General features: G+C 71.3%; 21 protein-coding genes, 1 tRNA gene and 2 pseudogenes. 13 read left to right on the plus strand and 11 right to left on the minus strand.

Translation table 11 applies throughout. The annotated features are described in order from the left end of the window. Window positions 1–65: 65 nt before the first annotated feature. Window positions 66–827 carry a phosphoglyceromutase gene (locus QK442_RS28130; protein WP_282696883.1) on the plus strand — a complete coding sequence of 254 codons (762 nt, stop codon included), beginning with the start codon at window positions 66–68 and terminating at the stop codon, window positions 825–827. Window positions 828–895: 68 nt separating this feature from the next. Here QK442_RS28130 and QK442_RS28135 read toward each other — a convergent pair whose 3' ends face one another. Further along, window positions 896–1156 (minus strand): hypothetical protein, encoded by a 261-nt coding sequence (locus QK442_RS28135; RefSeq protein ID WP_282696884.1) that lies wholly within the window; start codon window positions 1154–1156, stop codon window positions 896–898. A 92-nt stretch (window positions 1157–1248) separates the two neighbouring features. After that, window positions 1249–1782 (minus strand): hypothetical protein, encoded by a 534-nt coding sequence (locus QK442_RS28140; RefSeq protein ID WP_282696885.1) that lies wholly within the window; start codon window positions 1780–1782, stop codon window positions 1249–1251. Between the two features lie 148 nt (window positions 1783–1930). Here QK442_RS28140 and QK442_RS28145 point away from each other — a divergent pair, with 148 nt between their 5' ends. Beyond that, the gene (locus QK442_RS28145; protein ID WP_282696886.1) at window positions 1931–2404 is read left to right on the plus strand and encodes a GNAT family N-acetyltransferase; all 474 of its coding nucleotides are present in this window, start codon (window positions 1931–1933) and stop codon (window positions 2402–2404) included. Between the two features lie 96 nt (window positions 2405–2500). Here QK442_RS28145 and QK442_RS28150 read toward each other — a convergent pair whose 3' ends face one another. Both QK442_RS28150 and phoU read right to left on the minus strand, forming a co-directional pair. Beyond that, a complete protein-coding gene (locus QK442_RS28150; RefSeq protein WP_282696887.1) occupies window positions 2501–2653 on the minus strand; it encodes a hypothetical protein in 153 nt (50 codons plus the stop codon). 131 nt (window positions 2654–2784) lie between these two features. Further along, window positions 2785–3465, minus strand: a complete 681-nt coding sequence (phoU, locus tag QK442_RS28155) for a phosphate signaling complex protein PhoU (protein WP_282696888.1) — start codon at window positions 3463–3465, stop codon at window positions 2785–2787. Between the two features lie 289 nt (window positions 3466–3754). On the opposite strand from phoU, the gene QK442_RS28160 reads away from it, so the two are divergent. Further along, window positions 3755–4984: an ATP-binding protein gene (locus QK442_RS28160; protein WP_282696889.1), complete on the plus strand. Its 1230-nt coding sequence runs from the start codon at window positions 3755–3757 to the stop codon at window positions 4982–4984. After that, entirely contained in the window at window positions 4981–5661 is a 681-nt protein-coding gene (locus tag QK442_RS28165) for a response regulator transcription factor (RefSeq protein ID WP_043226173.1), read from the plus strand. Before QK442_RS28160 ends, QK442_RS28165 begins: the two co-directional genes overlap by 4 nt. Window positions 5662–5732: 71 nt before the next feature. On the opposite strand, the gene QK442_RS28170 is transcribed toward QK442_RS28165, so the two are convergent. Beyond that, on the minus strand, window positions 5733–6371 hold the full coding sequence (locus QK442_RS28170) for a DUF461 domain-containing protein (RefSeq protein ID WP_282696890.1): 639 nt from the start codon (window positions 6369–6371) through the stop codon (window positions 5733–5735). Between the two features lie 659 nt (window positions 6372–7030). On the opposite strand from QK442_RS28170, the gene QK442_RS28175 reads away from it, so the two are divergent. The 6 genes from QK442_RS28175 (at window position 7031) to QK442_RS28200 (ending at window position 13358) form a co-directional block, all read left to right on the plus strand. Beyond that, a complete protein-coding gene (locus QK442_RS28175; RefSeq protein WP_003953493.1) occupies window positions 7031–7513 on the plus strand; it encodes a CarD family transcriptional regulator in 483 nt (160 codons plus the stop codon). A 313-nt stretch (window positions 7514–7826) separates the two neighbouring features. Continuing rightward, window positions 7827–8576 carry a 2-C-methyl-D-erythritol 4-phosphate cytidylyltransferase gene (ispD, locus tag QK442_RS28180; protein ID WP_282696891.1) on the plus strand — a complete coding sequence of 250 codons (750 nt, stop codon included), beginning with the start codon at window positions 7827–7829 and terminating at the stop codon, window positions 8574–8576. After that, on the plus strand, window positions 8566–9063 hold the full coding sequence (gene ispF, locus QK442_RS28185; protein ID WP_282696892.1) for a 2-C-methyl-D-erythritol 2,4-cyclodiphosphate synthase: 498 nt from the start codon (window positions 8566–8568) through the stop codon (window positions 9061–9063). The genes ispD and ispF overlap by 11 nt, the downstream gene beginning before the upstream one ends. Window positions 9064–9202: 139 nt before the next feature. Continuing rightward, complete coding sequence (gene cysS, locus QK442_RS28190; RefSeq protein WP_282696893.1) at window positions 9203–10600, plus strand: cysteine--tRNA ligase; 1398 nt, start codon at window positions 9203–9205, stop codon at window positions 10598–10600. Window positions 10601–10698: 98 nt separating this feature from the next. Further along, the gene (rlmB, locus tag QK442_RS28195) at window positions 10699–11655 is read left to right on the plus strand and encodes a 23S rRNA (guanosine(2251)-2'-O)-methyltransferase RlmB (RefSeq protein WP_282696894.1); all 957 of its coding nucleotides are present in this window, start codon (window positions 10699–10701) and stop codon (window positions 11653–11655) included. Between the two features lie 107 nt (window positions 11656–11762). Next, complete coding sequence (locus tag QK442_RS28200; RefSeq protein WP_282696895.1) at window positions 11763–13358, plus strand: DoxX family membrane protein; 1596 nt, start codon at window positions 11763–11765, stop codon at window positions 13356–13358. A gap of 79 nt (window positions 13359–13437) precedes the next feature. Here the strand turns inward: QK442_RS28200 and QK442_RS28205 are convergent, their stop codons facing one another. The 5 genes and pseudogenes from QK442_RS28205 to QK442_RS28225 form a co-directional block, all read right to left on the minus strand. Further along, window positions 13438–14154, minus strand: coding sequence for a nucleotidyltransferase family protein (locus QK442_RS28205; RefSeq protein WP_282696896.1), 717 nt, complete (start codon window positions 14152–14154; stop codon window positions 13438–13440). Between the two features lie 46 nt (window positions 14155–14200). After that, window positions 14201–14620 carry a hypothetical protein gene (locus tag QK442_RS28210; RefSeq protein ID WP_282696897.1) on the minus strand — a complete coding sequence of 140 codons (420 nt, stop codon included), beginning with the start codon at window positions 14618–14620 and terminating at the stop codon, window positions 14201–14203. Window positions 14621–14837: 217 nt separating this feature from the next. Beyond that, window positions 14838–15935 (minus strand): sn-glycerol-3-phosphate ABC transporter ATP-binding protein UgpC, encoded by a 1098-nt coding sequence (ugpC, locus tag QK442_RS28215; protein WP_282696898.1) that lies wholly within the window; start codon window positions 15933–15935, stop codon window positions 14838–14840. 473 nt (window positions 15936–16408) lie between these two features. Continuing rightward, window positions 16409–16879 (minus strand): annotated as a pseudogene (locus tag QK442_RS28220) (GNAT family N-acetyltransferase); the annotation flags it as partial. 5 nt (window positions 16880–16884) lie between these two features. Continuing rightward, window positions 16885–17786 (minus strand): annotated as a pseudogene (locus QK442_RS28225) (aminoglycoside phosphotransferase family protein). 84 nt (window positions 17787–17870) lie between these two features. Between QK442_RS28225 and QK442_RS28230 the strand changes: the two are divergent. Next, window positions 17871–19280: an FAD-binding oxidoreductase gene (locus tag QK442_RS28230; protein WP_282696899.1), complete on the plus strand. Its 1410-nt coding sequence runs from the start codon at window positions 17871–17873 to the stop codon at window positions 19278–19280. 169 nt (window positions 19281–19449) lie between these two features. Here the strand turns inward: QK442_RS28230 and QK442_RS28235 are convergent. Next, a tRNA-Thr gene (locus QK442_RS28235) sits at window positions 19450–19525 on the minus strand. Window positions 19526–19681: 156 nt separating this feature from the next. Here QK442_RS28235 and QK442_RS28240 point away from each other — a divergent pair. Both QK442_RS28240 and QK442_RS28245 read left to right on the plus strand, forming a co-directional pair. Then, a complete protein-coding gene (locus tag QK442_RS28240; protein ID WP_282696900.1) occupies window positions 19682–19873 on the plus strand; it encodes a hypothetical protein in 192 nt (63 codons plus the stop codon). After that, window positions 19870–20688, plus strand: an 819-nt coding sequence (locus QK442_RS28245; protein WP_282696901.1) for a transposase, incomplete at its 3' end; no start/stop codon positions are given. The genes QK442_RS28240 and QK442_RS28245, both read left to right, overlap by 4 nt.

The raw sequence follows: 20688 nt of genomic DNA on the forward strand, positions 1-20688 counted from the left end.
GGTGGGCGGACGCCAGCGAATTGACGACGCGCGTCAATCGTCAGCGGTCCATTAGGCTCGTACGCATGGCCGACGCACCGTACAAGCTGATCCTCCTCCGCCACGGCGAGAGCGAATGGAACGAGAAGAATCTGTTCACCGGCTGGGTGGACGTGAACCTCACCCCGAAGGGCGAGAAGGAGGCGACGCGCGGCGGTGAGCTGCTCAAGGACGCCGGTCTGCTCCCCGACGTCCTGCACACCTCCCTCCAGAAGCGCGCCATCCGCACCGCCCAGCTCGCGCTGGAGGCCGCCGACCGCCACTGGATCCCGGTCCACCGCTCCTGGCGCCTGAACGAGCGCCACTACGGCGCCCTCCAGGGCAAGGACAAGGCGCAGACCCTCGCCGAGTTCGGCGAGGAGCAGTTCATGCTGTGGCGCCGCTCGTACGACACCCCGCCGCCGGCCCTCGCCGACGACAGCGAGTACTCCCAGGCCCACGACGCCCGTTACGCGACGATCCCGCCGGAGCTGCGCCCGCAGACCGAGTGCCTCAAGGACGTCGTCGAGCGGATGCTCCCGTACTGGTACGACGGCATCGTCCCGGACCTCCTCGCCGGCCGCACGGTCCTCGTCGCCGCCCACGGCAACAGCCTCCGCGCCCTGGTGAAGCACCTCGACGGCATCTCCGACGCCGACATCGCGGGCCTCAACATCCCCACGGGCATCCCGCTCTCCTACGAGCTGGACGCCGACTTCAAGCCCCTCAACCCCGGCGGCACCTACCTCGACCCGGAGGCCGCCGCAGCCGCCATCGAGGCGGTCAAGAACCAGGGCAAGAAGAAGTAGCCCCACGCGCGCGTGGACAGGGCTCCCGCTCGCGGCGAAGTCGCGGGCGGGAGCCCTGCTTTCGTAGGTCAGTGGGCGTCGGCGGGTGGGTCCTCGCCGGCGGGCGGGACGGTCTGGGCGGTGCTCTTCGCCATGGACCACGCGATCGCGAAGCAGACGGCCGCTATGAGGGCGTAGCCGACGGACGCGCCCCAGGCCGTCACCATGCTGTCGCCGTTCTTCGTGGGGAACCAGAACTCGGCCGTCGAGCCGTCGGCCACGAAGGCCACGAACGCCGCGACGGCGAGCCCCGAGAACCCGAGCGCGGGAACGCTGAGGATCAGCGTCAATCTCCATCGTCGCTTCACGACACCCCCCATAAGTACGGCCCCATAAGTACGGCCCCGCATGATACGGGCGCCCGGCCGTGGAACCGGCGGGTTCAGTGCTCCTCCGGGCCGCCCTCGGCCTCGTCGCAGGCTCGGTCGCGGAAGTCGTCCAGGGAGGTCGTCCGGGTCTCGTCGCCCATCGTGTAGCGCACCTGGCCCGGCTTCAGGCGGGCCAGGTCCTCGGGGGTGAAGCTGACGGCCACCGTCGACCACGAGTTGTCCTCGGTCCCGCCGTACAGCCGGTACGTCCGGCCCTTCTCCAGGCGGGTCGCCTCCTGCTCCGCCGTCCACCGCTCGGCGGCCGGTGCGCTCGCGGTCGGCAGCAGGGGCCAGGTGGTGAAGCCGGTGACCGGGCCGTCGTGCCGCCACTCACCGGTGACCTCCCGGGACTCCGGCGGGAGGCCGTCCGGGTGGAGCACGGCCCCGTCCACGTGGTCGTGGCACATCAGGAGGATCCCGAGCGGGGTGCCGTCCTCCGCCACCGACACGCCCGTGAGACCGGCCGGCGGCACCGAGCAGCCCGTGAGCAGCAGCGCGGCGGTGCCGGCCGCCGCCGCTGTCAGGAGGATCGCTCGCGCGGAGGGCATGGCGGCAATTCTGTCGGGCGGAGGCCGCGATGCCCAGGGGGTGACCGGCGGTAATCCGAGGTGGATCGGGGGATCGGGGATCGGAGGCGTACCCGGGCGGCTCTTTTTCGGGGGCGCGGCTCCGGTCTCGTCGCCTACCGTCCTGCGCATGACACGATCACCGCGCCTGGAGCCGGTCACCCCCGCCACCGTCGACGCCGCCCTCGCCCTGCGCGTCCACCCCCATCAGGAGAAGAACGTCGAGCCCGTCGCGACCTCGCTGGCCGAGGCGTACGCGTACGGGGAGATTGCCTGGCCCCGGCTGGTCTTCGACGGCGACCGGCTCGTCGGCTTCGTGATGGCCTTCCTCGACATCGCCTGGGGCGAGGGGGAGGAAGAGGATCCCACCGACCGGCGCAGTGGACTGTGGCGGCTGAACATCTCCGCCGACGTCCAGGGCGCCGGATACGGGCGCTTCGCCGTCGAGGCCGTCGCCGAGGAGCTGCGCCGGCGCGGGGCCACGCGGATGTACGTGACCTGGGAGCCCGGCGAGGACGGACCCGGCGCCTTCTACCGCCGGCTCGGATTCCGTACCACCGGGGAGGAGAGCGGCGGGCAGACCGTCGGCGTCCTCGATCTGTGAGAGCGTCCTCGACCTGTGGGAGGCGGAGGAGGCTGTGAGAGGGGGAGGGGGCTGCCCCCGGGCCCCTCCCCCTTCCCCCTCCGCACGTCCCGTACGTCAGCCCGAGCAGCCGCCGCACTGGCACGGCGCGCCCGACTGGCAGCCGCAGCCGCAGCCCGAGCCGCAGCCGCAGGCGCCGAGGACGGGCAGGTGCGTCCGCTCGCGCGGGGCCTCCGCCGAGGGGTCGGTCGTGATGGGGGAATCGGCCATGGGGGTCCCTCCCTCGCGGGACGCGGTTCGTCCCTCGTCCCCCATTCCATGCCCCTCCGCACCGGCGCATCAACGGCGCACGGAAGCCCCGTGCGCCTGTGCGCCCCCCTCACGCCGGCGGGCCGGCGCCCCTACACGCCCTCGACCGGCGTGTCCGTCGGCTGGAGCTCGTCCGCGTGCTCGCCCGTCACCAGGTAGACGACCCGCTTCGCCACCGACACCGCGTGGTCGGCGAACCGCTCGTAGTACCGGCCGAGCAGCGTCACGTCCACGGCCGTCTCGATGCCGTGCTTCCACCGGTCGTCCATCAGGTGCTGGAAGAGCGCCCGGTGCAGCAGGTCCATCTCGTCGTCGTCCTGCTCCAGCTGCATCGCCAGGTCGACGTCCTTGGTGATGATGACCTCGGCGGCCTTCGCCATCAGGCGCTGCGCCAGCTGGCCCATCTGGAGGATGGTCGCGTGCAGGTCGTTCGGGACCGCGCGGTCCGGGAAACGCAGCCGGGTCAGCTTGGCCACGTGCTGCGCCAGGTCGCCGGAGCGCTCCAGGTCGGCGCTCATCCGCAGCGAGGTGACCACGATCCGCAGGTCCGTCGCCACCGGCTGCTGGCGCGCGAGCAGCGCTATCGCCCGCGCCTCCAGGTCGTGCTGGAGGTCGTCGACCTTCTGGTCCGCCGCGATCACGCTCTCCGCGAGCTTCAGGTCGGCGTCGAGCATCGCCGTGGTGGCGCGCCCGATCGCCGACCCGACCAGGCGGGCCATCTCGACCAGGCCCTCGCCGATCGAATCAAGTTCCTCGTGGTACGCGTCCCGCATGGATGTCCCTCTCTCAAAGCGGTTCTCGGAGCGGTGCTCAAAGCGGTGCTCTTCGTCTGGGGTCGCACTGTGTCCCCACGCTCCCACGTTCGGGCCCCTGTGCGTCCGGCTCCATCCCCTCGCGTGAACCGGTCCTGGCCTCCAGGTGAACTCTGGGCGACCTGAGCCCCTGCCCCTCCCCGGGCAAATGAACCACCTCCGTCCCCAGGGTGAACTCTGAGCGACGACTGTTCGAGCAGCCACTCGGACGGCTGGGAGAGTGTCCGCGGCCCCGCATAACCTGGATGGCATGGACGTGAACGCGGCGGTCGCCGCATTGGCCGCGATCGCCGGGGTGTGCACCGGCGTGATCGCCATGCTGGCGTTCCGCTGGAGCGAACGCGACCAGGCGCGACCCACCCGCACCTCCCTGCACACCGACGCGGTGCTGCCGCCCGGCGTCGACACCGTGCTCTCCGTACTGCGCTCCTCCGCGGTCGTCCTGGACGAGAGCGACTCCGTGGTGAAGGCCAGCTCGGCGGCGTACGCCCTCGGGCTCGTCCGCGGCGGGAAGCTGGCCGTGGAGCCGATGCTCAACATGGCCCGCGACACCCGCAGGGACGGGGAGATACGGCAGGTCGAGCTCGACCTGCCCCGGCGCGGCGGCGGACGCGGCGAGGCCCTCGCGGTCTCCGCGCGCGTGGCCCCGCTGGGCTCGCGGCTCGTGCTGCTCCTGGTCGAGGACCTGACGGAGGCCCGCCGCATCGAAGCGGTACGGCGCGACTTCGTCGCGAACGTGAGCCACGAGCTGAAGACCCCCGTCGGGGCGCTCTCCCTGCTCTCCGAGGCCGTCATGGACGCCTCGGACGACCCCGAGGCGGTCATGCGCTTCGCGGGCCGGATGCAGATCGAGGCGACCCGGCTGACCAACCTGGTCCAGGAGCTCATCGACCTCTCGCGGGTGCAGAACGACGACCCGCTGGAGGACTCCGAGCCGGTGTCGGTGGACGAGCTGGTCGCCGAGGCGATCGACCGCTCGCGGCACCCGGCCTCCACCAAGCAGATCACCATGGCCTCCGGCGGAGCGCCCGACTTGTACGTCTGGGGCAGCCGCGGCCAGCTCGCCGCCGCCCTCGGCAACCTGGTCGAGAACGCCGTCAACTACTCCCCGGCCCGGACCCGCGTGGGCATCGCCGCCCGCCGCGTGGCGGCCCCCGGCGGGGACCTCATCGAGATAGCCGTGACCGACCAGGGCATCGGCATCCCGGAGAAGGACCGCGAGCGGATCTTCGAGCGCTTCTACCGCGTCGACCCGGCACGCTCGCGTGCCACCGGCGGTACGGGCCTCGGGCTCGCGATCGTCAAGCACGTGGCCGCCTCGCACGGCGGGGAGGTCACGGTCTGGAGCACCGAGGGCCAGGGCTCCACCTTCACCCTGCGGCTGCCCGAGGCGGGCTCCGCACGGGACCGCCGGACCACCGCCTCCCTCACCCCCGATCTCATGACCGAACCGCTCCCCGCACCGGAGGTCCTTCCGTGACCCGAGTCCTTGTCGTCGAGGATGAGGAATCCTTCAGCGACGCCCTGTCGTACATGCTCCGCAAGGAGGGCTTCGAGGTCGCCGTGGCGGCGACCGGCCCCGACGGCCTCGACGAGTTCGAGCGCAACGGAGCGGATCTGGTCCTCCTCGACCTGATGCTGCCCGGCCTGCCCGGCACGGAGGTCTGCCGGCAGCTGCGGGGCCGCTCCAACGTCCCGGTCATCATGGTGACCGCGAAGGACAGCGAGATCGACAAGGTCGTCGGCCTCGAAATAGGAGCCGACGACTACGTGACGAAGCCCTTCTCCTCGCGCGAGCTGGTCGCCCGCATCCGCGCGGTGCTCCGCCGGCGCGGCGAGCCGGAGGAGGTCACCCCGGCGGCCCTGGAGGCCGGCCCGGTCCGCATGGACGTCGACCGGCACGTGGTGACGGTCGGCGGCGGCAAGATCGACCTCCCGCTGAAGGAGTTCGACCTCCTGGAGATGCTGCTGCGCAACGCGGGCCGCGTCCTCACCCGCATGCAGCTCATCGACCGCGTCTGGGGCGCCGACTACGTCGGCGACACCAAGACCCTCGACGTCCACGTCAAGCGCCTCCGCGCCAAGATCGAACCGGACCCGGGCGCCCCCCGCTACCTGGTGACGGTCCGGGGCCTGGGCTACAAGTTCGAGCCGTAGAGCGCACTGCGTACGCCGGAAGGGGCGCCCCCCTCAGGGGGGCGCCCCTTCCGGCGTACGTGCCTGGAGGCTCAGTGGCCGGCCGTCGGGCCGGCGTCGCCGCCGTGCTCGGCGCCCTCGGCACCGTGCTCGGAGCCGTGCTCGCCGGCCTCGGCCGAGGCCGTGGCGGTCGGGGTGGCGGACGGCGGGAGGGGGATCTCGGTCGGGCCGAACTCCTTGAAGTAGCCCTTCGACGGGACGACGAAGGCCTGGAGCGCGACGTCGCCGGTCTTGCTGAGCTTGAAGACGACCTCCTGCGCGTCACCGTTCTTCGCGGCCTCGTGGCCGTTCTCGATGGTGGCGGAGGCGTTGCCGGCGCCGCCGATGACGACGGAGCCGCCGGCGGGGACGACGACCGGGCCGGTGCCCTCCGCGGCCTTGAGGACGACCTTCGCGTCGCTGCCGGGCAGGGTGATCGACTCCAGCGTCTGCTGCGAGGTGCCGTTGTTGAAGACGGTGGCCGAGACGACGGCCGGGCCCTTGGCGCCGGGGGTCGGCTGGGTGATGACGAGCGCGTTCTGGACCTTGACGTCGTCCACCGTGACGGCGGCGTTGTCCGGGCGGACACCGAGCGTCTGGGCGTCGTTGCCCGCGCCACAGGCGGACAGCGCGGCGATCGAGAACACGATGGCGGTGGCGGCGAGGGCGCCGCGTCGAAGGCTGCGGCTCACGGCGGCGGCAACTCCTTGGACGTACGGAACGGGCGAAGGAACTAAGGACCAGCTAAAGGTGCGTCAGCGGGCTTAGGTTACCGAGCCGTCCTCTCCGCCCCGCACCCGACCCGCCCCTTAGCGCCCCGTCGACGTGCGGGCGGCCCACCGGAAGAGTCCGCGTACGGGTTCGTGTACGGGTTCGCGTACGGGTCCGGGGGAGGCTTCCCGCCCGGGCCCGCCCGGTGGCCGGATCACATCCCATTGGCCCGGTGTTCACATAACCGACGTGATCAATTCCGGCGGTCGCGTCGCATTCCGCACGCCTTCCCTTACGGAAAAGCACCAAGGGGGCCTCCACTGATCAATTCCGGATTCTCGGCGCGATCCCTCCGTACGGGTGGCCGATCCTCGAACGGAGTACGTGAAGAGGACCACTCCTGGCCGGATGAACCAGGGCAAACCGCCCACTCTAGTGGCTCCCGGATGTGTGTGACGTGCGTGTTTCTCTCCGTCGACACAGCTGCTCCGACCTGCGAATACCGCCCTCCGGAAGCCCTCCGCAGCATGCGGGCGACGCACTTGTCAAGCCCCGAGATATGCCCTGACCTGCGGAAACGCCATTCAGAAGAAGCCGTTTCCGTGTTACCCTGGATAGCCACGGAAGGGGTACCTGTCACATGACGTTCAAGGTTGGCGACACCGTGGTCTATCCCCATCACGGGGCCGCGCTGATCGAGGCCATCGAAACTCGTCAGATCAAAGGCGTGGACAAGACCTACTTGGTGCTCAAGGTCGCGCAGGGCGACCTGACGGTTCGCGTGCCGGCGGACAACGCGGAGTTCGTAGGCGTGCGCGACGTTGTCGGGCAGGACGGGCTGGACCGGGTCTTCGAGGTGCTGCGCGCGCCGTACGCCGAGGAGCCGACGAACTGGTCCCGCCGCTACAAGGCGAACCTCGAGAAGCTCGCCTCCGGCGATGTCATCAAGGTCGCCGAAGTGGTCCGCGACCTGTGGCGCCGCGAGCGCGAGCGCGGTCTCTCCGCAGGTGAGAAGCGCATGCTCGCCAAGGCCCGGCAGATCCTGGTGAGCGAGCTGGCGCTCGCCGAGAACACGAACGAGGACAAGGCCGAGGCCCTCCTCGACGAGGTGCTCGCGTCCTGACGCCTGGCGCACACCCTGCCCAGCAGTGATCTGCTCAGCAGTGATGCGCCTGGCAGCAGCAATGCCGCGGTGCCCGCCGACGTACTGTGAATCCCCACCGATTCCGCAGTGCCGTCGCCGGGCACTGCGGCATGTTCGTCTCCCCTTTCCCCACGCTTCCCCCGCCCGGGGGACGCTTCCCTCACCCGAGGGGTCTCTCGCATGGCGACGCCTCGACCGTCGTCACGGAAAGGGCCCGGTCGAGGCGTCGCATCAAGCCTGCTGACGCCATACCCACGTCGCCCGCGGAAACAAACCTGCCGGAGTGCAACCGATGTCTGACGAAGCGCGTCCTCCTCGTACCGCCGTGGTGATCCCGGCGGCCGGACGGGGCGTACGCCTCGGCCCGGGCGCCCCCAAAGCGCTGCGCGCGCTGAACGGCACCCCCATGCTCATCCACGCCGTCCGCGCGATGGCCGCCTCCCGCGCGGTCTCGCTCGTCGTCGTGGTCGCCCCCGCCGACGGCGTCGCCGAGGTCAAACACCTCCTCGACGACCACGCCCTCCCCGAGCGGACCGACTACCGGGTCGTCGCCGGCGGCGCCACCCGCCAGGAGTCCGTCCGCCTCGGCCTCGCCGCGGTCCCCGAGGACGTCACCACCGTCCTCGTCCACGACGCCGCCCGCCCCCTCGTCCCCGTCGACACCGTCGACGCCGTCGTCGAGGCCGTCCGCGACGGCGCCGTCGCGGTCGTCCCCGCCCTGCCCGTCGCCGACACCGTCAAGGAGGTCGAACCGGCCGAGAAGCCCGGCGACCCCGAACAGGTCGTCGCCACCCCCGTCCGGGCCCGCCTCCGCGCCGTCCAGACCCCCCAGGGCTTCGACCGCGCCACCCTCGTCGACGCCCACGCCACCGTCGCCCTCGCAGGCGAGGGCGCCACCGACGACGCCGGCATGGTCGAGCAGCTCGGCGCCCCCGTCGTCGTCGTCCCCGGCCACGAAGAGGCCTTCAAGGTGACCCGCCCCCTCGACCTCGTCCTCGCCGAGGCCGTACTCGCCCGCAGGAGGGCCAACGATGGCTTCTGACCAGCCGCTACTGCCGCGCACCGGCATCGGCACCGACGTCCACGCCTTCGAGGAGGGCCGCGCACTGTGGTGCGCCGGCCTCCTCTGGGAGGACGAGCGGTACGGACTCGCCGGCCACTCCGACGGCGACGTCGCCGCCCACGCCGCCTGCGACGCCCTCTTCTCCGCCGCCGGCATCGGCGACCTCGGCGCCCACTTCGGCACCTCCCGCCCCGAGTACGCCGGCGCCTCCGGCACCACCCTCCTCGCCGAGGCCGCCCGCCTCGTCCGCGCCGAGGGGTACGAGATCGGCAACATCGCCGTCCAGGTCATCGGCGTCCGCCCCAAGATCGGCAAGCGCCGCGACGAGGCCCAGAAAGCGCTCAGCGAGGCCGCCGGAGCCCCCGTCTCCGTCTCCGGCACCACCACCGACGGACTCGGCCTGACCGGCCGCGCCGAGGGCCTCGCCGCCCTCGCGACCGCCCTGGTGTACCCCGTACCGAGGTAGCGACCGCCCGGATCGAGGCGGCGACCGCCGAAAAACTCGCCCCGCACCGCCGAGAAACTCGCCCCGCACCGGCGGAAAACCCGCCCCGCGACCCCAAACCGGTCGCGGGGCACCACCGCACGCCCACTACCCTGGGACCGTGACTATTCGCCTGTACGACACCAGCGCCCGGCAGATCCGCGACTTCACCCCGCTCACACCGGGCTGCGTCTCGATCTACCTGTGCGGCGCCACCGTCCAGGCGGCCCCGCACATCGGCCACATCCGCTCGGGCCTGAACTTCGACATCATGCGCCGCTGGTTCGCCTACCGCGGCTACGACGTCACGTTCATCCGCAACGTCACCGACATCGACGACAAGATCATCACGAAGGGCGGCGAGCAGAACCGCCCCTGGTGGTCCATCGGCTACGAGAACGAGCGCGCGTTCAACGCCGGCTACGAGGCCCTCGGCTGCCTCCCGCCGACCTACGAGCCCCGCGCCACCGGCCACGTCCCGGAGATGATCGAGATGATGCGCGGCCTCATCGAGCGCGGCCACGCCTACGCGGCCGACGGCAGCGTCTACTTCGACGTCCGCTCCTTCCCGGAGTACCTCCAGCTCTCCAACCAGGACCTCGACGACCTCCGCCAGCCCGACGAGGGCGTCTCCGGCAAGCGCGACCCCCGCGACTTCGCCATGTGGAAGGCGACCAAGCCCGGCGAGCCCGACTGGGAGACCCCCTGGGGCCGCGGCCGCCCCGGCTGGCACCTGGAGTGCTCGGCCATGGCCCACAAGTACCTCGGCTCCGCCTTCGACATCCACGGCGGCGGCCTCGACCTGGTCTTCCCCCACCACGAGAACGAGATCGCCCAGGCCAAGGCCTTCGGCGACGACTTCGCCTCCTACTGGGTGCACAACGCCTGGGTCACCATGAGCGGCGAGAAGATGTCGAAGTCGCTCGGCAACAGCGTCCTCGTCTCCGAGATGGTGAAGAACTGGCGCCCCATCGTCCTGCGCTACTACCTGGGCACCCCGCACTACCGCTCCATGATCGAGTACAGCGAGGAGTCCCTGCGCGAGGCCGAGGCCGCCTTCGCCCGCATCGAGGGCTTCGTCCAGCGCGCCACCGAGAAGGCCGGGACGACCGTCGCCCCCGCCGCCGAGGTGCCGCCGGCCTTCGCCGAGGCCATGGACGACGACCTCGGCGTCCCGCACGCCCTCGCGATCATCCACACCACCGTCCGCCAGGGCAACAGCGCCCTCGCCGCCGACGACAAGGACGAGGCCGTCGCCCGCCTCGCCGAGGTCCGCGCCATGCTCGGCGTCCTCGGCCTCGACCCCCTCGACCCGCACTGGACCGAGGAGACCGGCAGCGGCCAGGAGCTCCACGGCGTCGTCGACACCCTCGTCCGCCTCGTCCTCCAGCAGCGCGAGGCCGCCCGCGAACGCAAGGACTGGGCCACCGCCGACGCCATCCGCGACCAGCTCGGCCAGTCCGGCCTCGCCATCGAGGACAGCCCCGACGGCCCCCGCTGGACCATCGCCAACCGATAGAACACCCGATGATGTGCCGTCCGGAGCCCCGGGCGGCACACTTCACTTACAGACACAGACTTCCGTACGCACGCAGTCAGAGGAAACAGGTAGCAGTCATGGCCGGGAACAGCCAGCGCAGGGGACGTCGCACGTCCAACAAGAAGGGCGCGACGGTCGGCAGCGGTGGCAAGCGACGCCGCGGCCTGGAGGGCAAGGGCCCGACGCCCAAGGCCGAGGACCGCAAGGGCCACAAGGCGTACCGCGTCTCCAACGCGATGGCCCGGAACGCGGCCAAGCGCAAGCCCGTCGCCCGCCGCGGCGGCAAGGGCCAGGCCGAGATGGTCGTCGGCCGCAACCCCGTCTTCGAGGCCCTGCGCGACGGCGTACCCGCCACCACCCTCTACGTCCAGCAGTTCATCGACAACGACGAGCGCGTGCGCGAGGCCCTCAACCTCGCCACCGGCCGCGGCAACATCAACATCATGGAGGCGCCGCGCCCCGAACTCGACCGGATGACCAACGGCCTCAACCACCAGGGCCTCGTCCTCCAGGTCCCCCCGTACGAGTACGCGCACCCCGAGGACCTCGCCGCCGCCGCCTACGACGAGCACGAGGACCCCCTGATCGTCGCCCTCGACGGCGTCACCGACCCCCGCAACCTCGGCGCCGTCGTCCGCTCCGTCTCCGCCTTCGGCGGCCACGGCGTCGTCGTCCCCGAGCGCCGCGCCGCCGGCATGACCGCCGGAGCCTGGAAGACCTCCGCGGGCACCGCCGCCCGCACCCCCGTCGCCCGCGCCACCAACCTCACCCGCTGCCTGGAGCAGTACCAGAAGGCCGGCCTCACCGTCGTCGGCCTCGCCGCCGACGGCGACACCGAGGTCCACGAGCTGGAGGCCCTCGAAGGCCCCGTCGTCGTCGTGGTCGGCTCCGAGGGCAAGGGCCTCTCCCGCCTCGTCGGCGAGACCTGCGACTTCCTCGTCCGCATCCCCATGCCCGGCGGCGCCGAATCCCTCAACGCCGGCGTCGCCGCGGGCGTCGTCCTCTACGAGGCCGCCCGCCGCCGCATGCGCTGACCACCGGAGCGACCCGTTCGGGTCACTCCCCCCGGCCGTGATCTTGACGGGCCTCGGACATTCCGACCCCGTCAAGGCAGTGTCCTAACCCCGCGTCACTCGGTTAGATGAGTGTGGACACCAGAACGCCCCGGCCGGGCTTCGACGATCAGCCCGCGCTGAGCATGGTCAAAGTGGACTCCGATCCCGCCCAGGTGATCGTGAACCACGCCAGCTTCCGTGTGCGGCTCGCGCCGGCCCAACAGCCGAAGTTCGCCGCGAACCCGCGCGTCGCCGCCCTCTCCGGCGCGGCCGGCGGCGCGGGGACGCCGCGCCGCCGACCCGTCGTGTGGACCGGAAAGGCCACCCCGGGCGCCACCGGCCTCCTCCAGGCCGTACGGGAGACCTCCACGGCCCCGGCCGGCGCGGTCTCCACCCTGGAGCCGACCACCCAGGCCATCCCCCGCATCGACGACACGATGCCCACCCCCATCGTCCCCGCGGGCGCCGCACCCATCCTGCCGCCCATGCGACGCGCCGAGGGCGCCTACGACGACGTGTACGAGATGCGGCCCGAGCCGACCTCGTACGAGGAACCCCGCCCCGCCCCCACGGAGACATCGGCCGCTTCCGCGGCGGGGGTCCGCCACGCCTACTACCCCGGCCGGCGGATGAACCTCGGAGTGGTCCTCCTCCCGCTCCGCGTCTTCCTCGGCTTCATCTCCATCTACGCCGGCATGGGCAAGCTCTGCGACCCCGTCTACTTCGACGGCGGCGAGCGCGGCTCCATGGTCAAGTGGCTCACCCAGCTCCATCCCTGGCCCCTCGCCGAACCCCTCCGGGACTTCGCCCTCCAGCACCCCGTCGGCGCCGGACTCACCGTCGCCTTCCTCCAGGTCGTCGTCGGCGTCCTCACCGTCCTCGGCCTCTGGCAGCGGGTCGCCGCCGTCATCGGCGCACTCCTGTCGGCCGCGCTCATCCTCACCGTCAGCTGGCGGACCGTCCCCGTCTACGACGCACCCGACATCATCTACCTCGCCGCCTGGTCCCCCCTGATCATCGCCGGCGCCCCCGTCTACTCCCTCGACGGACGCCTCGCCGGCGAAGCCTGGCGCACCCTCGGCCCCCGCGCCGAACTGTGGGAACTGCGCCGCCGCGTCCTGCGCCGCTCCACCCTCTACGCCGCCGTGATCGTCGGCCTCACCCTCCTCATCGGCTCGGTCCTCGGCGGCGCCGTCCGCTCCACCGAGATGGTGACCGTCCCCGGCCCCCACGACGACCCCGTCAACCACCTCCCCGGCCAGCCCCTGCCGACCGAACCCGAGCGCCGCGGCACCCCCTCGGAGACCCCCCACGAGGAGCGGCCCGAGCCCTCGGCGTCGACGACCACCGAGGCACGCAGGGAGACCGAGGAGACCCAGGAGGCGACCCGCCCCACGGAGACGACCAGCGGCCGCACCGCCGACTCGTCCCCCACCCAGGAGCAGCGCCCCACCGCCACGGACGGCACCGGCGGCAGCAGCGGCACCAGCAGCCGTACCCCCACCCAGTCCCAGCCCGCCCCGCCCCCCTCCACCAGCGACAGCCCGAGCAGCTCCACCACCGGAGGCTCCACCACCGGCGGCTCCACCACCAGCTCGACCCCCGAGCAGCCCCCGACCGAGGAAGCCCCCACGAGCGGCGGCGACGCCCCCAGGAACCCGATCGGCGGCCTGCTGGGCTGACCACCGGCGTACGTACGAGAAAGGCGGCACCGCCCCTGCCAGGGGCGGTGCCGCCTTTCTCGTACGTACGGGGTCTCCGTCAGAGGCCCTGCGCGGCCAGCTCCTTCGCCGCCTCCGTCAGGTCCTTGGCGGTGTCGATGGCCCGCCAGTACGCCCCCTGCGGCAGCGGGAAACCCGCCAGACGCCGCTCACGGGCCAGACGCGGGAAGGCGGTCCGCTCGTGGTCGCCGACATCTGGCAGCTCACTCGTGAAGGCGGGGGAGAAGACGTACACGCCGGCGTTGATGAGGAACGGCGACGGCGGCGCCTCGACGAAGTCCGTGATGTGCCCGAAGGTGTCGGTCTCCACCGCACCCCACGGGATACGGGGACGGGCCAGGGCGAGCGTGGCGGTGGCGTCCCGCTCGGCGTGGAAGGCGGCCATCTCGCGCAGCGAGAAACGGGTCCAGATGTCGCCGTTGGTGGCGTACCACGGCCGGTCCGGCTCGGGCAGGTGCGAGGCCGCGTACTTGAGGCCGCCGCCACGGCCCAGCGGCTCGGTCTCGACGACCGTGGTCACCTTCAGGGGAAGGTCCGCCGACGCCAGCCACTCCTGGAGGACCTCGGCGAGATGCCCACAGGAGACGACGGCCTCGGTCACGCCCTCGGCGGCCAGCCAGGAAAGCTGATGGCCGATGATCGGGGTCCCGGTACCCGGGATCTCGACCATCGGCTTGGGGCGGTCATCGGTGTAGGGGCGCAGCCGCGAGCCCTGGCCGCCCGCCAGGACCACGGCCTGCGTCGGAGTGGTGTGCATACGGGGAACCATAGGCGCCCCGCAGGCCCGGACGCGGTGACGGCGCTCAGCCCGTCGCGCCGCGCATCACGCCGGTCGCGTACGAGGTGTCGCAGACCGGACGGGAGAAGGACTGGGCCCGGGCGGGACCGTAGTGCTCGACGGCGGCGCGCCCGAGGGCACGGGCGATCGACACGCAGTGCTCGGCGAGCGAGGGACGGTTCTCCACCTCGCGCTGGAGGTGGGTGAGGGCGATCCCCGGGTCCTTCTCCTTCAGCTCGGCGAGGAGCCGGTCACGCAGGACGTCCTGCGGGGCACGGGACTTGGCGGGCGTGGAGACACCCGAGGAGGAGGCGGCAAGCATCTGGCCGTCGGAGCCCTGACCGGCCCACGGCACGGCGGACACCGCGAGCGTTCCCGACAGGACCAGGACGACGGGCAGGACGAGGGCGAGGGAGCGGCCGATTCGGCGGGCAGTATGCGTCACGCAGGCGAGCGTAGCGGCCGGTAGTGATATGGCGACATTTAGTCACTCTCGCGAGCGATGGTTCGACGCGGCTTTTCGAATCCCGTGTTGACGCGGGCGGCGTCGGGGGCCCCGAATGCCGGGGTTTTCCGGGGTGAGCCCGTCTAAACGAACGGCCCCGCGTCCGCGAGGGACACGGGGCCGTCCGCCACTGCTTCGAGAAGCTTCCCGGGCAGGGTCACTCGCTGATGCGCTGCTCCGTCGACTTGGAGAAGACGTGCAGCTCACCGGCGCGCGGCACGACGTGCAGGGTGGAGCCCTTGGCGGGGATCTCACGGCCGCCGACGCGGATCACGATGTCCTTCTCCTCGCCGCCGACCCGGGTGGAGCCGTAGACGAAGCCGTCGGAGCCCAGCTCCTCGACGACGTTGACCACCACGGCGATGCCCTGGTCGCTGTCCGGCCCCGCCACGTCGAAGTGCTCCGGGCGGACACCGACGACGACGGTGGAGTCCCCGTTGGCGGCGGCGGTGGCCAGCGCGTCACGGGAGACCGGGACGACGCTGTTGCCGAACCGCACGCCGCCCTCGGCGATCGGGGCCTCGATCAGGTTCATGGCGGGGGAGCCGATGAAGCCGGCGACGAAGAGGTTGGCGGGCCTGTCGTACATGTTGCGCGGGGTGTCGACCTGCTGGAGCAGACCGTCCTTCAGCACGGCGACCCGGTCGCCCATGGTGAGGGCCTCGGTCTGGTCGTGGGTGACGTACACCGTCGTGATCCCGAGACGGCGCTGCAGCCCGGCGATCTGCGTACGGGTCGAGACGCGCAGCTTGGCGTCGAGGTTCGACAGCGGCTCGTCCATGAGGAAGACCTGCGGCTCACGCACGATCGCCCGGCCCATCGCGACACGCTGCCGCTGACCACCGGAGAGCGCCTTCGGCTTCCGGTCCAGGTACTGGGTCAGGTCGAGGATCTTCGCGGCCTCCTCGACCTTGGCGCGGATCTCGCTCTTGTTGACCCCGGCGATCTTGAGCGCGAAGCCCATGTTGTCCGCGACGGTCATGTGCGGGTAGAGCGCGTAGTTCTGGAACACCATGGCGATGTCCCGGTCCTTCGGCGGCAGGTGCGTGACGTCACGGTCACCGATGCGGATGGCACCCGCGTTGACGTCCTCCAGACCCGCCAGCATGCGCAGCGAGGTCGACTTGCCGCAGCCCGAGGGCCCGACGAGGACGAGGAACTCGCCGTCGCCGATCTCGATGTCGAGCTGGTCGACGGAGGGGGTCTTGGCGCCGGGGTAGATCCGGGTCGCCTTGTCGAAAGTGACAGAAGCCATAGTGATGCGTCCCTTCACCGGCAGGAACGTGCCGGACGATCCGAGTGGAAGGAAGGATGGGTCTAGTCCACCAGGGTGAACTCCGCCCGACGCTACCTTGACGCCGTCCGATCTGTCAGCAGTCGAGGACGGTGAGATTTTCGAGGAGGGCTCGGCACGAGGCAGAGCAGCAACCTTTTGACCTGATGCCGGTGAAGAGGCAGAGCCCCTGACTTTTGGCCCCGCCACACACACGTGACACTTCCTGCTTCAGCGCCCATCGCCGAACCGGCACGACCCTGAGGGGTCACACCGAGCCGGTCTTACGCGGGCTCCACAGGCGTTCCGGCCGACGGCCCGTCGGTCCGTACCGCTTTCCCGAGACTTACGAAGCCAGAACGGCTTCCGGCAGCTCCGACGCCCGGATCAGCGACGGCACCGGCCTGCCGGGCGGCAGCGCGGCCGAGACCTGCCAGTACAACCGCATTCCCACCCCGCGCCCCCAGCGCCGCCAGGGCCCCGTCCGTCAACCGGTACACCGACCACTCGTCCTGCGGACGGGCACCCAGCGACTCGTAGAACTCGATCGACGGCCGATTCCAGTTCAGCACCGACCACTCAAGCCGCTCATACCCCCGCTCCACACAGATCCGCGCCAACTCGGTCAGCAACGCCTTGCCATGCCCGCTACCCCGCGCCTCCGGGCGGACGTACAGATCCTCCAGATAAATGCCGTGCACCCCACGCCAGGTGGAGAAGTTCAAGAACCACAGCGCGAACCCGACGACCTCCCCGCCCTCGCTCTCCGCGACGTGCGCGAAAGCGGCGGGCCGCTCACCGAACAACGCCTCACGCAGCTGCTCAGGAGTCGCCCGGACCTCGTCGAGGGCCTTCTCGTACTCCGCGAGGTCACGGATCAGGGCATGGATGACAGGCACATCGGCCGGAGTGGCAGTACGGATCATGGACATCAGCCTGCCAGCAACACTTGCGCGACCACGACCTGCCCGGCATCAAGAGCGGACGCCCCCTCCTCGACCCCCCACACCCCGTTCTGCAGCACCCGCCCCAGCGTCCACGCCACCGCCCGCCCCCGGTCGAGCCCGAGCCGCTCGGTGAGCAGATCGAACCGCCACCGGATCTCGACCGGATCCGGATTCCACCGGTTGACGAGGGCAGGAAACAGCTCGAACCCCGGATCACCCACCAGAGGCTTGGGATCGATCACCAGCCACGGCTCACGCTCCGCCCCCAGCACGTTGTCGTAGTGCAGATCCCAGTGCAGCAGCCGGTCGCCGGACTCCCCCGCCACCTCCCGCACGGCGGCGGCACAGTCCGCGAGCAGCGCCCCCTCCTCCACCCCGAGCCGCGCCACCGCACCGGGAACCCGCGCGAGCAACCGCGCGGCGACACCGCCAAGGTCCCGCAGCCTGGCAGGCCCGACAGGCGGACAACCGGGCGAGCAACCCGGCCAGCACCCGCACGGCCTCCCTCTCGTCCCCCAACCGCGACAAGTGCCGTGCGGGGTCCGCCCGTTCGAGCAGAAGCGTCCCGGTCCCCGGATCATGCTCCAGAAGCCGTACGACCCCGTCCCCGCCCCACGCCCGCAGCGCGGCCGCCTCCCCCTCGGTCTCCTCGTCGAGAAGCTGCAACTTGAGCACCGCCGGCGTACCGTCCGCCCGCTCGATCGGCAGCACCAAGGACGCCGCACCATGCATCGAGGCCCCGGCAAGCCGCAGCCCCCACCGCCCGAGGAACTCCTCGGCCCGCCCGGGCAGAGCTGGGGGTACCCCCTCTGGGGGAAAACGCCCGCCCCGCCGCACCGTTGTACTTCACCTGGGACAGAACGAGCTCGCGAGGCACGTGAATCACCCGACGACCCTACAGAAGCCCCGCACTTCCCCGCCCCCGAGCCCCCCGATACCCTCCCGCCACGCACCGGGAAGAGGAACAGGAATGAACAGCAGCACGGGCAGCACGGGCACGGTCAACGGCGGCATCTCCTTCTGGTTCGCGCAGGAGGGCCTGCCCAACCCCCGCGAACCCCTGCCCGGCGACCGCACCGCCGACGTCTGCATCGTCGGCGGCGGCTACACCGGCCTGTGGACCGCCTACTACCTCAAGAAGGCCGTACCCTTCCTCGACATCGTCGTCCTCGAAGCCCGCTTCTGCGGCTACGGCGCCTCCGGCCGCAACGGCGGCTGGCTCTACAACGGCATCGCCGGCCGCGACCGCTACGCGAAACTGCACGGCCACGACGCCGCCGTCCGCCTCCAGCAGGCCATGAACACCACCGTCACCGAGGTCCTCGACGTCCTCGACACGGAGAAGATCGACGCCGACCAGCACCGCGGCGGCGTCCTGGAGGTCGCCCTCACCCCCGCCCAACTGACCCGCCTCAAGGAGTTCCACGCCGTCGAGCACGCCTTCGGCGAGACCGACCGCGAGATCCACGGCGCCCGCGAGACCGCCGAACGCATCCGGATCGCCGGCGCCGTCGGCTCCTCCTGGACCCCCCACGGCGCCCGCCTCCACCCCGCGAAACTGGTCACCGGCCTCCGCGCCGCCGTCGAAGCACTCGGCGTCACGATCCACGAATCCACCCCGGTCACCGCCATCGAACCGAAACACGCCCGCACCCCCTACGGCACCGTCCGAGCCCCCTACATCCTCCGCTGCACCGAAGGCTTCACCGCCTCCCTCGCAGGCCAGCGCCGCACCTGGCTCCCCATGAACTCCTCCATGATCGCCACCGAACCGCTGACCGAGGCACAGTGGCAGTCCATCGGCTGGAACGGCCTGGAGACCCTCGGCGACATGGCCCACGCCTACATGTACGCCCAGCGCACCGCCGACGGCCGCATCGCCCTCGGCGGCCGAGGCGTCCCGTACCGCTACGCCTCGAAGACCGACAACGACGGCCGCACCCAGCAGCAGACGATCGAAGCCCTCCACGACATCCTCATCCGCTTCTTCCCCCAGCTCGCCGGCATCCGCATCGACCACGCCTGGTCCGGTGTCCTCGGCGTCCCCCGCGACTGGTGCGCCACCGTCACCCTCGACCGCTCCACCGGCCTCGGCTGGGCCGGCGGCTACGTAGGCTCCGGCGTCGCCACCACCAACCTCGCCGCCCGCACCCTCCGCGACCTCATCCAGCAGGACTCCGGCCAGGCAGGCCCCACCGACCTCACCACCCTCCCCTGGGTCGACCACAAGGTCCGCAAATGGGAACCCGAACCCCTCCGCTGGCTCGGCGTCCAGACCATGTACGCCGCCTTCCGAGCCGCCGACCACCGGGAAACCACCACCCACACGGCGACCACCAACCGCGTGGCGATCTGGGCCAACCGCATCGCCGGCCGCTGACATCAGCACGCTCAAGGTCCCGATCCCTCCACAGGTTCGGGGCCGCAGGAAGTCGTCCGCGAACCCCGCCAGATCACCGTCCGGATTCACCTCGGGATCGACCGCCGCGCGTATACGCCCCGTAACGCACAAGTGTCCCGGACCAGAGTGATCCGGGACACAAGATGAGTGGAGCCGCCTGTCGGAATCGAACCGACGACCTACGCCTTACAAGGGCGGCGCTCTACCGATTGAGCTAAGGCGGCGTTGTTCACACGCTCGCACGCGTGAGTGGCCTCCACTCTACACAGCGCCACCGACACCTCCGAAGAACTTCCGAACCCCCGTAACCACCCGCCCACCCGTTCGTTGATCGGACGGGAGTGCAGTTCCGACTATCGGACAGCGCAAAGGGAGGGGCGATGGCGCAGCCATCTGAGGAGGCGCCTCGGCAGGTGAAGCGGGATGTCCTGGGCATCGCCGACCGGCGCAAGCATCAGGGTCGTGTCGCGATGCCCGTGCAGCAGCGCGCCAAGGAGGCGGGGACGCAGCAGTGCGTGTACCGCTACCGCTTCTACCCCGGCCCCCTCGAGATCGACGAGGCGACCGAGTGAAGAAGTTCCAGCCGCAGCCGGGCTTCGTGGTGCAGGCGTACCGGTTCGCGCTGGACCCGAACGCCGCCCAGGAGCGGGCGCTGCGATCGCACTGCGGCGCCGCCCGCGCCGCCTATAACTGGGCTGTCGGCTGGGTGACCGCCTCGTGGTGGCAGCGCAGGGCCGAGGAGACCTACGGCGTGCCCGAGGCGGAGCTGACACCGTGGCGGCCCTGGTCGCTGCCCGCCCTGCGGAAGGCGTTCAACGAGGCCAAGAAGACCGATCCGCGGTTCGCCGGGTGGTGGGAGGAGAACTCCAAGGAGGCATACTCCACCGGCCTGGCCAACGCCGCTGCCGCGTTCGACAACTACGCCAAGTCGAAGAACGGCAGGCGGCGCGGCAAGAGGGTGGGTGCGCCCCGGTTCAAGACGAAGCGGAAGGCACGCCTGGCCTGCCGGTTCACCACCGGCACCATCCGCGTCGAGGACGGGCGGCACGTCACCCTGCCGAGGCTGGGCACGATCCGCACCCACGAGCCCACCACCAAGCTCCTCACCCGCCTCCAGGCCGGGACCGCGCGCGTCCTGTCCGCCACCGTCCGGCACGAGCGGGGGCGGTGGTTCGCCTCGTTCCAGGTGGAGGTGAAGCGGGACCTGGTCCGGGTCGCCCGCCCCGAAGCCGCCGTGGGCGTGGACCTCGGCGTGAAGTCCCTGGCGGTGCTGGCCGACAGCACGGGCGAGATCCGCACCGTGCCCAATCCGAAGCACTACGACCGGGCGCTGAAACTCCTGCGCCGGACCTCCCGTACCGTGTCCCGCCGCCGGGGCCCGGACCGC

The organism is Streptomyces sp. CC208A, assembly GCF_030010625.1.
Lineage (GTDB): Bacteria > Actinomycetota > Actinomycetes > Streptomycetales > Streptomycetaceae > Streptomyces.

Excerpts from the sequence above, each read along its gene's own strand:
- QK442_RS28130 (WP_282696883.1), top strand. The coding sequence starts at position 66 with ATGGCCGACGCACCGTACAAGCTGATCCTCCTCCGCCACGGCGAGAGC.
- QK442_RS28140 (WP_282696885.1), bottom strand. The coding sequence starts at position 1,782 with ATGCCCTCCGCGCGAGCGATCCTCCTGACAGCGGCGGCGGCCGGCACC.
- QK442_RS28145 (WP_282696886.1), top strand. The coding sequence starts at position 1,931 with ATGACACGATCACCGCGCCTGGAGCCGGTCACCCCCGCCACCGTCGAC.
- QK442_RS28150 (WP_282696887.1), bottom strand. The coding sequence starts at position 2,653 with ATGGCCGATTCCCCCATCACGACCGACCCCTCGGCGGAGGCCCCGCGC.
- phoU (WP_282696888.1), bottom strand. The coding sequence starts at position 3,465 with ATGCGGGACGCGTACCACGAGGAACTTGATTCGATCGGCGAGGGCCTG.
- QK442_RS28160 (WP_282696889.1), top strand. The coding sequence starts at position 3,755 with ATGGACGTGAACGCGGCGGTCGCCGCATTGGCCGCGATCGCCGGGGTG.
- QK442_RS28175 (WP_003953493.1), top strand. The coding sequence starts at position 7,031 with ATGACGTTCAAGGTTGGCGACACCGTGGTCTATCCCCATCACGGGGCC.
- ispD (WP_282696891.1), top strand. The coding sequence starts at position 7,827 with ATGTCTGACGAAGCGCGTCCTCCTCGTACCGCCGTGGTGATCCCGGCG.
- ispF (WP_282696892.1), top strand. The coding sequence starts at position 8,566 with ATGGCTTCTGACCAGCCGCTACTGCCGCGCACCGGCATCGGCACCGAC.
- rlmB (WP_282696894.1), top strand. The coding sequence starts at position 10,699 with ATGGCCGGGAACAGCCAGCGCAGGGGACGTCGCACGTCCAACAAGAAG.
- QK442_RS28200 (WP_282696895.1), top strand. The coding sequence starts at position 11,763 with ATGAGTGTGGACACCAGAACGCCCCGGCCGGGCTTCGACGATCAGCCC.
- QK442_RS28205 (WP_282696896.1), bottom strand. The coding sequence starts at position 14,154 with ATGCACACCACTCCGACGCAGGCCGTGGTCCTGGCGGGCGGCCAGGGC.
- ugpC (WP_282696898.1), bottom strand. The coding sequence starts at position 15,935 with ATGGCTTCTGTCACTTTCGACAAGGCGACCCGGATCTACCCCGGCGCC.
- QK442_RS28230 (WP_282696899.1), top strand. The coding sequence starts at position 17,871 with ATGAACAGCAGCACGGGCAGCACGGGCACGGTCAACGGCGGCATCTCC.
- QK442_RS28240 (WP_282696900.1), top strand. The coding sequence starts at position 19,682 with ATGGCGCAGCCATCTGAGGAGGCGCCTCGGCAGGTGAAGCGGGATGTC.